The organism is Sporosarcina sp. NCCP-2716 (genome assembly GCF_023707985.1).
Lineage (GTDB): Bacteria > Bacillota > Bacilli > Bacillales_A > Planococcaceae > Sporosarcina.
Map to the genome: position 1 here is coordinate 1 of NZ_BRCF01000011.1, position 14,202 is coordinate 14,202.

The 14,202-nt window shown below is 57.1% G+C and carries 12 protein-coding genes; all 12 read right to left on the reverse strand.

The window, feature by feature from the left end:
* Window positions 1–326: 326 nt before the first annotated feature.
* On the reverse strand, window positions 327–1,835 hold the full coding sequence (lysS, locus tag NFU03_RS14335; protein ID WP_251639793.1) for a lysine--tRNA ligase: 1,509 nt from the start codon (window positions 1,833–1,835) through the stop codon (window positions 327–329).
* A gap of 115 nt (window positions 1,836–1,950) precedes the next feature.
* The gene (gene folK, locus NFU03_RS14340) at window positions 1,951–2,424 is read right to left on the reverse strand and encodes a 2-amino-4-hydroxy-6-hydroxymethyldihydropteridine diphosphokinase (protein ID WP_251639887.1); all 474 of its coding nucleotides are present in this window, start codon (window positions 2,422–2,424) and stop codon (window positions 1,951–1,953) included.
* 29 nt (window positions 2,425–2,453) lie between these two features.
* Window positions 2,454–2,822, reverse strand: a complete 369-nt coding sequence (gene folB, locus NFU03_RS14345) for a dihydroneopterin aldolase (protein ID WP_251639888.1) — start codon at window positions 2,820–2,822, stop codon at window positions 2,454–2,456.
* Between the two features lie 16 nt (window positions 2,823–2,838).
* Complete coding sequence (gene folP, locus NFU03_RS14350) at window positions 2,839–3,690, reverse strand: dihydropteroate synthase (RefSeq protein ID WP_251639795.1); 852 nt, start codon at window positions 3,688–3,690, stop codon at window positions 2,839–2,841.
* A gap of 135 nt (window positions 3,691–3,825) precedes the next feature.
* Window positions 3,826–4,752: a cysteine synthase A gene (gene cysK, locus NFU03_RS14355; RefSeq protein ID WP_251639797.1), complete on the reverse strand. Its 927-nt coding sequence runs from the start codon at window positions 4,750–4,752 to the stop codon at window positions 3,826–3,828.
* 133 nt (window positions 4,753–4,885) lie between these two features.
* Window positions 4,886–5,818, reverse strand: coding sequence for a peptidyl-prolyl cis-trans isomerase (locus tag NFU03_RS14360; RefSeq protein WP_251639799.1), 933 nt, complete (start codon window positions 5,816–5,818; stop codon window positions 4,886–4,888).
* Entirely contained in the window at window positions 5,796–6,683 is an 888-nt protein-coding gene (gene hslO, locus NFU03_RS14365; protein ID WP_251639801.1) for an Hsp33 family molecular chaperone HslO, read from the reverse strand. The genes NFU03_RS14360 and hslO overlap by 23 nt, the downstream gene beginning before the upstream one ends.
* Window positions 6,684–6,697: 14 nt before the next feature.
* Window positions 6,698–7,462: a type III pantothenate kinase gene (locus NFU03_RS14370; RefSeq protein ID WP_251639803.1), complete on the reverse strand. Its 765-nt coding sequence runs from the start codon at window positions 7,460–7,462 to the stop codon at window positions 6,698–6,700.
* 107 nt (window positions 7,463–7,569) lie between these two features.
* Window positions 7,570–9,564 carry an ATP-dependent zinc metalloprotease FtsH gene (gene ftsH, locus NFU03_RS14375; protein ID WP_251639805.1) on the reverse strand — a complete coding sequence of 665 codons (1,995 nt, stop codon included), beginning with the start codon at window positions 9,562–9,564 and terminating at the stop codon, window positions 7,570–7,572.
* 129 nt (window positions 9,565–9,693) lie between these two features.
* Entirely contained in the window at window positions 9,694–10,236 is a 543-nt protein-coding gene (gene hpt, locus NFU03_RS14380) for a hypoxanthine phosphoribosyltransferase (protein ID WP_251639807.1), read from the reverse strand.
* 45 nt (window positions 10,237–10,281) lie between these two features.
* The gene (gene tilS / locus NFU03_RS14385; RefSeq protein WP_251639809.1) at window positions 10,282–11,694 is read right to left on the reverse strand and encodes a tRNA lysidine(34) synthetase TilS; all 1,413 of its coding nucleotides are present in this window, start codon (window positions 11,692–11,694) and stop codon (window positions 10,282–10,284) included.
* 25 nt (window positions 11,695–11,719) lie between these two features.
* Window positions 11,720–14,104 (reverse strand): SpoIIE family protein phosphatase, encoded by a 2,385-nt coding sequence (locus tag NFU03_RS14390; RefSeq protein WP_251639811.1) that lies wholly within the window; start codon window positions 14,102–14,104, stop codon window positions 11,720–11,722.
* Between the last annotated feature and the right edge of the window lie 98 nt (window positions 14,105–14,202).

Sequence of the window (14,202 nt, forward strand, 5' to 3'; positions counted from 1 at the left end):
ATCAGATCTGTTGATCTGGTTTGTGTCTGTTCCGCCGACGGGGTCGGTTTCACAGACGATAATTCGTTGACATTTTGCTGTTCAGTTTTCAAGGTTCATGTTGTTCAGTTGTTGTTTTCAGCAACTTTCTAATGATAACACTTCTTGCGATCCGCGTCAACAACTTTGTTGGACGATATTTACTTCGATGTGTTTCTTCGAAAAGCTTATGTGAAAAGCAACGTGTTCTAATATACCATGCAGTTCTTATCTGTGCAAGGTTTTTATTTCCCTTGATTTAAAAAAGCATCCCGCTGTTGATCGGGATGCTCATCTTACACGTATTTTCAGTCCTTTTTGCCCGACTGGTCTTTGGAGCGCATCTGCGGGAACAGCAGCACATCACGGATCGACTGGGAGTTCGTCAGCAGCATGACGAGACGGTCGACACCGATGCCGAGTCCGCCTGTAGGCGGCAGGCCGTACTCCAGAGCCTCGATGAAGTCTTCATCCATTTCATGCGCTTCGTCATTGCCCTGCTCCTTTTCGACAAGCTGCGCTTCGAAACGCTGGCGCTGATCGATCGGGTCATTCAGTTCCGTGAATGCATTGGCATGCTCGCGGCGGACGATGAACAGTTCGAAGCGGTCGGTGAAACGGCCGTCTTCCGGATTCTTTTTCGCGAGAGGCGAAATTTCCACGGGATGCCCGAAGATGAATGTCGGCTGGACAAGCTGCTCTTCGACTTTCTGTTCGAAGAATTCATTCAGCACGTGCCCAGTCTCCATTGAAGGCTGCACGTCAACGCCGTGTTCCTTGGCCAGTGCATGCGCCTCTTCCTTCGTCATCTCCTTCCAGAAGTCCGCGCCTGTGTATTCCTTGACGGCATCCGCCATATGCAGCCGCTTCCAGCCTGGCGATACATCGATGATCTCTTCCCCGTATTGGACCTGTGTTGTGCCGAGCACTTCCTGGGCAATATGGGAGATCAGGTTCTCTGTCAATTCCATGATGTCATTGTAGTCGGCATAAGCCTCGTACAGTTCGATCATCGTGAACTCCGGATTGTGGCGGGTGGAAATCCCTTCGTTCCGGAATACCCGTCCGATCTCATACACTTTCTCAAGACCTCCGACGATCAGCCGCTTCAGATGAAGTTCGATGGCGATCCGCATATACAGCGTCATGTCGAGTGTATTGTGGTGGGTGATGAACGGACGTGCCGCCGCTCCCCCTGCGATCGAGTGCAGCATCGGCGTCTCCACTTCCAGGAACCCTTGTCCATCCAAGTATCGGCGCATCGACTGGATGATGCGGCTGCGGAGGATGAACGTCTCCTTGCTGCCTTCCGTGGAGATCAGGTCCAGGTACCGCTGGCGGTAGCGCTGTTCGATGTCCTGCAGGCCATGGTACTTCTCGGGAAGCGGGCGCAATGCTTTCGAAAGGAATGTGAACTCCTGCGCCTTAATGGAAAGTTCCCCGACCTTCGTCTTGAAGACTGTCCCTTCGATACCTACGATGTCACCGAGATCGGCCATATTGAACAGCTTATAGGCGTCCTCCCCGATTGCATCTTGGCGGACGTAGATCTGGATCTGGCCGCCGAGGTCCTGGATATGCGCGAAGCCGGCTTTCCCTTTTCCGCGTTTCGTCATGATCCGTCCTGCGATCTTCACGGGATGCGGCGTTTCGTCCAGCTCTTCCTTCGACAGTTCTCCGTAAGCCTCGATCACTTCGTTCGACAGATGGGTGCGTTCGTACCGCGCCCCGAACGGATCCTGGCCGCTGCTGCGTATTTCATCCATCTTCTGGCGTCTCACCTGAAGCTGGTCATTCAATTCTTCGTTCGTCGACATCCTGTTCACTCCTCTGGTTTCGTCCTGCACTTTCTATATGCGCTACTCCTATTGTACACAAACTGCATACGTAAAAAAAGCCGCTCGCAAAGCGGCGTATGTTCTTTCCGATGAATTACGGACGGGGACCACTGTCTTCCTTCGCTTTCCACCGCCGAACGCCTTCATCCGCCATAGCCGGGGCTTCCCGGTACAGGCGCCCGGTGACCGGGTCCGCGCAGTCCGGAGCAAGCTCGGTCAGCGGGATCAGGACAAACGCCCTCTCCTGCATCCGCGGATGAGGAACGGTCAGCGTTTCCGTGTCGATCCGCTCCTCATTATACAATAAGATGTCAAGATCCGCCGTACGCGGCCCCCACCGGATCGTCCGCACCCGCCCGAGATCCTTCTCGATCCGCTGACAGGCCGCAAGCAGTTCTTCAGCCGGCAGTGACGTCACAACACGGGCGGCCGCGTTCAGAAAGTCCGCCTGGTCCGTCAGTCCGACCGGAGCCGTTTCATAGATGGAGGACAATTCAACGGATTCGATGCCGTCCGTCCGGCGCAGCTGTTCCGCCGCCTTCGTCAGGTTGACTTCCCGGTCGCCCATATTTGTACCGATCGACAAATAGGCAGTATTCACGGACGCCGCCCCCTCTCAATCTCGACAGCGACACTGGCGTAATGACCGGCAATCGGCGGGTCCGGTTTGACGACCTTCACCCGCACGGACTGCACGCGCTCCGGATAACTTTCAAGCAGGTCCGCAGCAATTCGCTCCGCGACCGTTTCAATCAGTTTCACCGGTTCCCCTTCCGCGATACTCCGGACTTTCTCATAGACTTCCGCATAATTGACGGTAGCTGTCAGATCGTCCGTCGTCCCGGCCTGCTTCAAGTCCGTCACCAGGACGACTGATATGACAAACCGCTGGCCGAGTACATTCTCCTCTGCGAGCGCTCCGTGATAGCCGTAAAACTGCATGTCGTTAATGTGTATGAAATCCAACTGTTCCGCCCCGCTTTCACTGTTCATAGTGCCGCTTCCCGACAAGGGTGTCCATCATCTTCACCATCCGGGAGATCGGTTTCACGTCATGCACCCGGACGATGTGGCAGCCGTGCTCGATGCCATAGCAGACCGTAGCCCCTGTCCCTTCGAGCCGTTCATCCACCGGCAGGTCCAGCACGCGCCCTACCAGTGATTTCTTCGATGTGCCGAGCAGCACCGGGTAACCGAGGTCCGCAATCCGGTCCAGGCACTGCATCGCTTCGATGTTCTGCTGGACGTCTTTTGCGAAACCAATGCCGGGATCGAGCCAAATATTGCGGAGCGGCACCCCTGCAGCCCGTGCGGTATCGATGCTTCCGTTCAGATCAGCCATCAGTTCGTCACCGAACGGCCCTCCGTAGACGGCCTGCTCCCGGTTGTGCATCAGGATGATCGGCGCCCCGTATTCACGTGCCACTTCGGCGATCCGCGGCTCGCGTTTCGCTCCCCAGATGTCGTTGACGATATGGGCGCCTACTTTTAGCGCCTCCTCTGCGACATCCGCTTTGTATGTATCGATGGACAGCGCACAATCCAGCTCGCCCGCGAGCGCTTCGATGATCGGGACGATCCGGGACAATTCTTCATCCAGCGAAACGGGTGTATGGCCGGGCCGTGTGGATTCCCCGCCGATATCGATGATTTTCGCCCCGTCCGCGAGCATTTCCGACGCATGCCGAAGCGCTGCGTCCGTCCGGCTGTACTTACCGCCGTCCGAGAATGAATCCGGTGTCACATTCAGGATCCCCATCACCGCCGTCTCTTTCGAAAAGTCGATTGTCGTGCCGCCGAACTGATAAGGCCCCGCTGCATGCTCCAACTCCATAATGCCTTCTCCCCCTATATACCACGCCACTGCTGTTTGGCGTCTTTTGGTCTTCAGTTTACCGGCTGCCCGCCCGTTTTCCTAATGAAATGCACAAAAAAGAGAGGAAGCATCCGCGCTTCCTCCCTGTGCTGCTCATTCCTCTTCGAACTGGTAGAGAGGGGTGCTCAAGTACCTCTCCCCGTTCGACGGCAGGATCGCAACGACCGTTTTTCCTTTGCCGAGTTCCCGCGCCGCTTTCAAGGCTGCGAAGACTGCCGCCCCGGAAGATACGCCGCCGAGGATCCCTTCTTCCTTCGCAAGCTTCCGTGCATATTCGTAGGACTCCTCGTTCGTCACTTGTGTGATGTCATCGTAGATGTCCGTATCGAGCACTTCGGGAATGAAACCGGCGCCGATTCCCTGGATCTTATGGGGGCCGGGTTTACCGCCTGACAGCACCGGGGAATCAGTCGGCTCGACAGCGATGATCCGGACGTCCGGGAACCGCTCTTTCAGCACGCTGCCGACACCTGTGATCGTCCCGCCTGTACCGACCGCGGAAACGAACGCATCGACCCGGTCGAGCGCGTCTGCGATTTCCGGGCCTGTCGTCAGCCGGTGCACTTCCGGATTCGCTTCATTGTTGAACTGCTGCGGCAGGAACCAGCCGTTCTCTTCCGCCAGCTGCTCGGATTTGGCGATTGCGCCTTTCATACCTTCCGCACCCGGGGTCAGGATCAGGTCGGCGCCATACGCACGCAGCAGGTTGCGCCGCTCCATACTCATCGTATCCGGCATGACGAGGACCGCTTTATAGCCTTTCGCCGCCGCGATCATGGCGAGTCCGATGCCTGTGTTGCCGCTCGTCGGCTCGATGAGCGTCCCGCCTTCCTGCAAGTCTCCGGACCGTTCGGCCGCTTCGATCATCGCAAGGGCGATCCGGTCTTTGACGCTCGAGCCAGGGTTGAAGTATTCGAGCTTCAAGTAGACATCCGCGTCTTCCGCACCGGTGAGCCGGTTCAATTTGACGAGCGGGGTCTGGCCCACCAGATCCGCTACTGAATTTCCGATTCTCTTCATGTCGACCACTCCAATTCCTAGTTAATAGGTAGGTTTAATACTGTATTCAGTGTATAAGAGAAATGTGACCGCTGTCAATCATTTGAATTCCCTTATCTGTATGAAAAAAACTCCGCAGCGAGTGCGAAGTTCTTCACTTTCCGTAAAACCACTTGGCGTCGAATTCCTGCCAGAAGGTCTCGGGGGTGACCGATTGGGAAAGCTGCTGCAGCGCCAGTTCACGGCGTATGTGTTCCTGGACGTCCTTCAGCTTGAACGACTGTCCCTCCAGCACGTCATGGACATTCAAAATGGCGAACGTGCCGTCGGACAGCCGGACTACCGGACTGATGCTGTCAGGTTTCATCTTCCCCGCCTGGTCGATGACGGCAGGGTCCACGTCTTCCGACCGGCTGCTCACGTAGCCGAGATCCCCTCCGATCGAAGCGGAGGCCGGGTCGATCGAGCGTTCCTTTGCAAGGACGTCGAAACTCGAGCCGTCCTTCAGCTCTTTCAGCGCCTGTTCCGCGTCTTCCTCCGTCGCTGCAGCGAGCAGGGACGTCCGGTAAGAGGTCGGTATTTCAAACTGCGATTCGTTCTTGCTGTAATACTTCTTCACAGCTTCGTCGTCGATGACGATGTCTTTCGTCAGCACACGGTCGAGGATCAGCTGGCTCCGGACTTTCTTCCGCATCTGGCCGGCGTCGAGACCGGTGTAGGCTTTTCCGTCCACGGAGGACAGCAGTGCGAGTTCACGGTCGACGTCGGCATCGGTCACATCGATCTTGTATTCTTTTGCCGCCGTCTCCATGACACGGTCGTTCACAAGGCCGAGCAGGACCTCCCGGCCGACTTCCTGCTCCATCGCGGTCATCCACTCTTCCCGGGTGATCGGTTTGCCGGCGACGGATGCAACCTCTTCGCCGGCTTCGAACGGACTCTGCGCTTTGTCAGGGATCAGCCAGCCGATGAACCACAGCAGGTTCCCGGCGGCGAGGAGGGCGATCAGGAGAAGCAGCGGCTTCGTCTTCAGCCGGCGTTTCGGCTGTCCGCTTCCCTCCGGATTACGAGCCGGCCCGGATTTCATCGACAAATTCCTCTAGTTCCTCTTTGGAATACACGTACTTTTCCAAGCAGAAATGGCACTCCGCCTCCGCCTGGCCATCCTCTTCGATCATCTGGAGGATTTCGGCTTCCCCGAGGCTTTTGATGGCCGTGCCGAAGCGTTCCTTGGAACAGTTGCATCGGAAACTGACGTCCATCTTGTCGACGACCCGGACGTTCTCCGTCCCGAGTACTTCAGCCAGGACTTCTTCCGGTGACAGGCCTCGGTCGATCATTTTTGAGATCGGCTCCATACGGCCGATCCGCTGTTCCAGCTCTGCAATCGTCTCTTCTTCCGCCCCCGGCATCACCTGGAGGATGAACCCGCCGGAAGCTTTTACGGTATTATCCGGGTTCACCAGCACACCGAGCGCCACTGCGGACGGCACCTGCTCCGACACGACGAAGTACTGGGTGAAGTCTTCCGCGATCTCACCTGAAACGATCGGTGTCTGGCCGGTGAACATATCCCGCAGGCCGAGGTCCTTGACGACCGTCAGCATGCCGTCCGTTCCGACAGCGCGGCGGACGTCCAGCTTGCCCTGTGCATTCAAGTCGAAATGGGTCTGCGGATTGAGTGCGTAGCCGCGGATATGGCCGTGGGCGTCTGCGTCGGTGACGATTGCGCCGAGCGGTCCTCCCCCGTCGACTTTGGCGGTCAGTTTGTCGTCGCCTTTCAGCATGGCGCCCATCATGACAGTGGCGGTCATCGTGCGTCCGATGGCAGCTGTCGCGGTCGGCCACGAATAGTGGCGGCGCTGCATTTCCCCGACTGCTCCTGTAGTTGTCGCCGCATAGGCCCGGATCGTGCCGTCGAATGCGAGTGCTTTTACGAGATAATCATTCATGTGCCATTCTCTCCTTATAGGTTGCGTTCGTAGATCAGTTTTAACCCTTTCAGCGTCAGAAATTCGTCGATGACGTCGATCGTATCGGTTTCCTTCCCGATGAGCGGGGCGAGTCCGCCGGTCGCGATGACGGTCGGCGGCTGTTTGCTCGCTTCTTTCATGCGGTTGACGAGCCCTTCGACCTGGCCGACATAGCCGTATAGGATTCCAGCCTGCATGGCGGATACGGTGTTTTTCCCGACGACATGCTCCGGCCGGACGAGTTCGATCCTCGGGAGTTTCGAAGCGCGGTCGAACAGCGCCTCCATGGAAATGTTGACACCCGGCGCAATGGCCCCTCCCATGTATTCCCCCCGTTCGTTGACATAGCAGTACGTCGTCGCTGTCCCGAAGTCGACAATGATGAGGGGACTGCCGTATTCGTGGATTGCTGCGACCGCGTTGACGATCCGGTCGGCGCCCACTTCACGCGGGTTTTCGTATTTGATATTCAGGCCGGTTTTGACGCCCGGCCCGACGATGATCGGTTCCTGGTTGAAGTATTTCTTGCACATCTGTTCGAGCGGGTGCATGACGGGCGGCACGACAGAGGAGATGATGATGCCTTGGATATCCGAGAACTCCAGACCGACATGCCCGAACAGCGATTTCACCTGCATGGCATATTCGTCTTCCGTCTTCTGCCTGTAGGTCTCCATCCGCCAGTGGTGCTTCAGTTCGTCGCCGTCATAGACGCCGAGCACGATGTTGGTGTTGCCTGTATCTAAAACTAAGAGCATGGCCGATTCCTCACTAACCTCAATAGTCTTTTTTCCCTCACATCATACCATATATCTTTTCAAAAAAAACAGCCGACTGTCTTGTGATGGACAGTCAGCTGGGCTTGTTAGAATTCGTTGCGTTTTTCGTCGATCGAGTCGAGCGGTTCTTTCGGTTCCGCACCGCTCGGCAGGTCGCCGACGGATGGATCTGTCGGTGCTCCGGTCACATCCGGATTCGCCTCTGCGTCTTCGCCGACTTCTTTCCGATCGTACGGACGCTCCGGGAGTGTCCCGTGGTCCTTCAGATGGTTGATCTGTTCGGCGTCGAGTGTTTCCACTTCGAGAAGCGTCTTCGCGATCAGGTCGAGCAAGTCCCGGTTCTCAGTAAGGATCCGCTTCGTGCGCTCGTATTCCCCTTTGATGATCGCCTGCATTTCCTGATCGATTTCGTAAGCGATCGAATCGGAATAGTTCTGTTCGGAGTTGAAGTCGCGGCCGAGGAAGACGTTGCCGCCCTGTGCCTGGCCGAACTGCATCGGTCCGAGCTTTTCGCTCATCCCGTATTCCGTCACCATCGAACGGGCAATGCCTGTCGCCCGCTGGAAGTCGTTATGCGCTCCGGTCGATGCTTCGCCGAGAACGATTTCTTCGGAGACACGGCCGCCGAGGAGGCCTGCGATCTTGTCGAGAAGTTCCGGTTTCGTCATGAAGTAACGATCCTCTTTCGGCAGCATGACGGCATAACCGCCAGCCTGGCCGCGAGGGACGATCGTCACTTTGTGCACGATCTCCGCGTCGTCGAGAATCAGACCGACAACAACGTGGCCTGCCTCATGGTTCGCGACGATCCGGCGTTCCTTCTCGGATATGACACGGCTCGTCTTCGCCGTACCGGCAATGACACGGTCCGTCGCTTCGTCGATGTCGGACATGTCGATCTTCGTCTTGTTGCGGCGCGCAGCCACCAGGGCGGCTTCGTTCAGCAAGTTTTCAAGATCAGCACCTGAGAAACCAGGCGTCCGCTGGGCGAGGGCCTTCAAGTTGACCGTTTCGTCGAGCGGTTTGTTGCGTGCGTGCACTTTCAGTACAGCTTCACGACCTTTTACATCCGGACGGCCGACCGTGATCTGACGGTCGAAACGGCCTGGACGCAAGAGTGCAGGGTCCAGGATGTCCGGGCGGTTTGTTGCAGCGATGATGATGATGCCTTCGTTTTCACCGAAGCCATCCATCTCGACAAGCAGCTGGTTGAGCGTCTGCTCGCGCTCATCATGTCCGCCGCCGAGGCCAGCGCCCCGCTGACGTCCGACAGCATCGATTTCATCGATGAAGATGATACATGGTGCGTTTTTCTTCGCGTTTTCGAACAGGTCACGGACACGGGATGCCCCGACGCCGACAAACATCTCGACGAAGTCCGAACCGGAGATGCTGAAGAACGGCACGCCGGCTTCTCCTGCCACCGCACGGGCCAGCAGGGTCTTCCCTGTCCCAGGAGGTCCGACTAGCAGGATGCCCTTCGGAATACGGGCACCGACTTCCGCGAATTTCCGCGGGTCTTTCAAGAAGTCCACGACTTCAATCAGTTCCTGTTTCTCTTCGTCTGCGCCGGCTACGTCCGTAAAACGGACTTTCTTGCGGTCATCGGAATGCAGTTTCGCTTTGCTTTTCCCGAAGTTCATCACTTTACCGCCACCGCCGCCGCCCTGCGCTTGGTTCAGCAGGAAGAAGAACAGGATGATAATGATGATGAACGGCACAAGGCCGGTGAAGAAGGAAACCCATGCGCTCGTTTCAGGCGCTGGTAAAATGTCCACTTCCGTCTTGGTGGTTTTCGCAAGTTCACGGATGTCGCTCATAGTCGTCTCATCATTCATCGGAACGTTGGTTGTGAACGTCTCGTCTTTCTTTGCGCCCTTCATATGCCCTTTTACTTCATAGACAAGCTGAACAGGCTGAAATTCGGCTTTTTCCACTTTACCTTGTTCTAATGCTGTGAGAAATTCGTCATAACGGATCTTTTCCATTTTAGGGTTCGGATTGTTCAGCGAACTGAAGATTCCCATGATCGCCAGAAAAATCAGCCCATATAATAGAAAGTATCGAAATATTCGATTCATCCCAAGCCTCCTCATTTCTTCAACAGAAAACTATTGACAATCTTATCACATATGCAATTTGAATCACAAAGAAAATGACTTTGCTGAGGAGTTGCGCTGCCCCCCGTCATGACGGGCTGCCGGACGTCCTCAAGTCGTGTAGATTTCTTTTTTCAAAACACCGATATACGGGAGGTTCCGGTACTTCTCTGCGTAGTCGAGTCCGTATCCGACGACGAACGCATCCGGCACTTCGAATCCGACCAGGTCCGCTGACAGATCGACTTTACGGCCCGTCGGCTTATCGAGCAGTGTGACGATTTTGATGGAGTTCGCTTTACGGTACTTGAACAGCTCCACTAAGTATTTCAGCGTCTTTCCGCTGTCGATGATGTCTTCCAGGATGAGGATATCGCGGCCTTCCACACTGGTGTTCAAGTCTTTGATGATTTTCACTTCGCCCGAAGAAACTGTCGCGTTCCCATAACTGGAAACATCCATGAAATCGAGTTCTATGTAAGCATCGAACCGTTTGATAAGGTCGCTCATGAACGGCAGGGCGCCTTTCAGCACACCAATGACGAGCGGGTACTTGTCCTTGTACTCTTCAGTCAGCTGCTTTCCGAGCTCCGCCACTTTTTCCTGCAGCTGCTCCTCAGAGATCAGCACTTCTTGAATATCTTGTTCCAACATGAATAATTCCTCCTAAAGTTTGTGGGGTCCAGGCTCGGGCGGACGTCATCCGTGCGTCCGGTCCATCATCAGGATGTACGCTTCACCTGCCGGGCATTCCTGCGAGAAACAATCACCATACCGGACACCGGGGATTGCGTAGATCCTCCCCTGTTCCGAAATGATGACCGGAAGTGTGTCCCGTTTCGACGGATCGACTTTCCCGTCGATGAACAGCCGGCTCAGTTTTTTCGGTGAGTCCATCCCCGGCAGCCGGATCCGGTCCCCGGGTTTCCGCGTACGGATTTCAGACGGCATGCCGTCCTCCGCCGGCAGGAAATACCGCCATTCGGCCAAGCCGACAAGTTCATCGGCATCCGTCCGCTCCGCACGGCACCAACGCAATCTGCACGTCCCCCACCGGACCCATTCGTCTTCCGGGAACGGAATGCTGCGGCATGGCCGCCTTCCCTCTTCTTCCCGAACGAATGAGGACACCCCGTACTCCCTCTGCAGCCGCCATCCTTCAGGCAGATCGACAGAGGCGCTGCCGTGCACTTCGCACAGCTGACGGATGAGCTGTTCCAGCAGGGAGACGTTGTAGATTGCATGTAAAGTTTCCCCATTGTAAAGATACTTTAATAGTAGAGGAACGACCCTCTTTTGTAAAGCCGGGTGCATGGCGCGAAACGCTTCTGAACGCACGGACAGGACGCCTTCCCGGTCAGCTGCCGCGATCAGCGGTGCAGCATGCTCCGCGGCCATCCTGCTGAGGTAATCCTCCTCTTCCTGAAGGGTTTCCGACACCCGGACCGCACTGCCTGCCGCTGCCGGCTCCTCTGCCAGCAGCGCCGGCAAGACATGATGCCGGTAGCGGTTCCGCGTATAGTCGTCCTTTTCGTTGCTCGGGTCCTCCCGGTATGCCACTCCGTGTTCAGACGCGTACCGGTACAGATCCGCTTTTCCGAGCTGCAGCAGCGGCCGGATCAGCCGCCCCTGTCCGATACTCCGGCTGATCGGCATCCCTTTCGGCCGCTGCCCTTTCGCGAGCTGCATCAGCACCGTCTCCAGCTGATCCTCCGCATGGTGGGCGACCGCGAGCACCGTATACCCTCCTGCCGTCATCACCTCTTCGAATTTCCCGTAGCGGCCGGTCCGGCAGACGTCCTGCACGCTGCCGCCCGACTGCTCCAGCAGCTCCGGCACCGGAACGATCGTCCGGAAGCAGGGGATGCCGAACCGATCCGCCAGCAGCTGCACAGCCTCCCCGTCTGCAGCGGACTCCTCACCGCGCAGGCAGTGATCGACATGGACCGCCCCGACTTCGATGCCGATCCGCTGCCGGGCTGCCGCCAGATAATGCAGCATCACCATCGAATCGACCCCTCCTGAACAGGCTGCAAGCACCCGGTCTCCCCGCTGCAGGAGGCCTTTGCGGCGGATGAACCCCAAAACTTCCCGTGTCCATTTATGGTCCATTCCGGCTCACCTCCCTATTCTCCCTTCATCCTACCACTTTCTGCCGGAAAAGTGACGGAGTCCGCATCTTCACACTCGACCAGCTCGGCACGATATGGTCCACTTTCATGACGAGCACCGTCCGGTCATCCGCCGTCGTCTTGAATTTCCGCTCCATCTCCGCCATGACCCGGTCAGCGAGCGCTTCGCAATCCAGCCCGCTGTGGCGTTCCAGCGTCTGGCACAGGGCGCGTTCCTGCTGTTCGAGCGGAATATCCCCGTTGAAGATACCGTCCGTCATCATGACGATGATGTCCCCTGATTTCAGATCCTCGTTTTTCGCTTCCACGGTGAACGAAGGTAAAAATCCGAACGGCACCGCTTTGCTGTCCATCCGCAGGAACTCATCCCCCCGCTTGATGTAGGTGCTCATCGAACCGGCTTTCCACGACCAGAGCCGGCCGTCCTGCAAGTCGACCAGCGCCAGATCCAAAGTCGCGTACATGTCGTCTAATCCGTTCAGCGCCATCATATAATGGAGCGTATGCATGGCCGTTTCAGGACCCATCTTGCGGTCCAGGCACTCCCGCATGAGGCGGATCACTTTCTGGCTTTCGTAATACGCGTTCAGGTCCTGCCCCATCCCGTCCGACAGCAGCACCGCGGTCAGTCCGTCGTGGATCGGGAACACTTCATACGCATCCCCCGCGTACATCGAGCCGCCGCCGGCTGTGGCGACGACACCGTACTGCATGGAGAAGCGGACAGCCGACGTGAACGTCAGCTGCAGATGGGCGAACGGCCGCTCCCGTGCCAGGGCTTTCTCCACCTGGAATGGCTCTTCATACATCTCCTCCAGGATCGGCAAGATGAGCCGTTCGGCGACCGTCGTATCCGTCTCGAACGACGAACGACGCTCCGGAATCGAACAGACGATGCGCATGGACCCCTTTTCTTCCGATAAAATATCGATCTGGAAAAACTCGATATCCTGGGCGCGCAGACAGCTGCCGAGTTCCTCTTCCGACGGATGATAGATCGTGACGTCTTCTTTGATCTCCTTCATCATATTCTCCAGGTGGGTGCTCATATCACGCAATTGCAGGGCAAGCATCTTGCGCCCGTGCTGGAGCTGTCCCATGAGCAGGCGGTCCGCGCCGCGTTCCTCCAGCTCTTCGATCAGTCCGTTATGGCGGACACATTTGTAGCGGATCTTCTCTTCCACCCGGTGCCGTGCCGCTTTCTTCGTGGCGGAGTAGGTCGATTCCCATTCCGAAAGAAGCGCCGGCATGCTGTCGTCATTCGACTCCCAGCATTTCGTATACCGGAAGCATGAACGGCAGGCGAGCGGCAGCTCCTCCGTCCGCGCCCTGTGATGCGTCTCCTGGGCGGGGAACTGATCATTCACCATCGTCGACATGAACGACGCGAACTGCTGGAAATCCGTCAATTGTTCATCCAGCCGGCGGGCCAGCCACTGCTGGCGCTTTTCGGACAGATCCTGCCGCTCCGGCTGCAGCACATCGGAGACGGAAGCAAGCCGCCTCGATGGAATGAGGAAGAACAGGACGGTCGCCACACCGATTGTGACGAAATGCGTCTGGTCGAGCGGCAGCGTCAGGTCATACATCAGGAAGAAGACAGAAGCGAACAGACCTCCCGTCGCCACCCCCAGTTTCCCGAACCCTTTCATGGAACCGGCGGCGAACCCTGTCATGCCGTACACGGTCATCATGCCTGTGAAGGAAAGCTCCGCCATACCGGTGATGGCGGCAATCATCATGGCGATCGTCGTTGAGAACAGGACACCGCCCGACACGGCAGCAATCAGGATCGCCATATAGAGAAGAGCGCCCGGCACCGAAACGAGACCGATCATCATCCGGTCCATCCCGGTCGTCGCCATCGCCGCGATGATGCAGGCAGCCCCCAGCTGCTCAGCCCGCCACGGGGAGTACAGCAGCTTATCGACCTGGGGGAACGCGATGAACAGAAAGACGGTCATGACAAGTGCGAGCAGTGCCTCGAACCCGATCGCCACCTGCACGGTCAGCGGCGGCTGGCCGGCATACATGATCAGCTGCCAGAACACCTGCGTGGCGATGATCGTCCCGGCGACCGTGAGCTGCACCGATTTCCGGGTGAACGCATGCCGGATGACCAAGTTGAACAGCACGAGCTGCAACACGAACAAGAGGGCTTGTCCGAGACCGAGGAATAGACTGCCGCTCATTCCGCCGACGAACGCAGGGATCAGGTACTTCGGATAGCGCATGACCGCGAGCGCCCAGACCGGCAGCAAAAACGGAACGGCGGCGTCGAACAGGACGGCCTGCGCTAAAAAGAAGGAGCCGAATGCGAAGAAAAACGTCGTCAGCAAGTGCACCTTCCGTTCCATAATCGACCCGAGCATGCTTTGAATTGGATGCATCACGTTTCTCTCTGTATTGCTGCTGACCAACTTCATCTCTCATTCCCCCTATGACCTAGTGCCGTAAGTATACCGGGAGGCTGCTTCATAATTTGTCT

Excerpts from the sequence above, each read along its gene's own strand:
- ftsH (WP_251639805.1), bottom strand. The coding sequence starts at position 9,564 with ATGAATCGAATATTTCGATACTTTCTATTATATGGGCTGATTTTTCTG.
- folP (WP_251639795.1), bottom strand. The coding sequence starts at position 3,690 with ATGGAGTTGGAGCATGCAGCGGGGCCTTATCAGTTCGGCGGCACGACA.
- hpt (WP_251639807.1), bottom strand. The coding sequence starts at position 10,236 with ATGTTGGAACAAGATATTCAAGAAGTGCTGATCTCTGAGGAGCAGCTG.
- tilS (WP_251639809.1), bottom strand. The coding sequence starts at position 11,694 with ATGGACCATAAATGGACACGGGAAGTTTTGGGGTTCATCCGCCGCAAA.
- lysS (WP_251639793.1), bottom strand. The coding sequence starts at position 1,835 with ATGTCGACGAACGAAGAATTGAATGACCAGCTTCAGGTGAGACGCCAG.
- cysK (WP_251639797.1), bottom strand. The coding sequence starts at position 4,752 with ATGAAGAGAATCGGAAATTCAGTAGCGGATCTGGTGGGCCAGACCCCG.
- NFU03_RS14360 (WP_251639799.1), bottom strand. The coding sequence starts at position 5,818 with ATGAAATCCGGGCCGGCTCGTAATCCGGAGGGAAGCGGACAGCCGAAA.
- hslO (WP_251639801.1), bottom strand. The coding sequence starts at position 6,683 with ATGAATGATTATCTCGTAAAAGCACTCGCATTCGACGGCACGATCCGG.
- folK (WP_251639887.1), bottom strand. The coding sequence starts at position 2,424 with ATGGGCGACCGGGAAGTCAACCTGACGAAGGCGGCGGAACAGCTGCGC.
- NFU03_RS14370 (WP_251639803.1), bottom strand. The coding sequence starts at position 7,462 with ATGCTCTTAGTTTTAGATACAGGCAACACCAACATCGTGCTCGGCGTC.
- NFU03_RS14390 (WP_251639811.1), bottom strand. The coding sequence starts at position 14,104 with ATGCATCCAATTCAAAGCATGCTCGGGTCGATTATGGAACGGAAGGTG.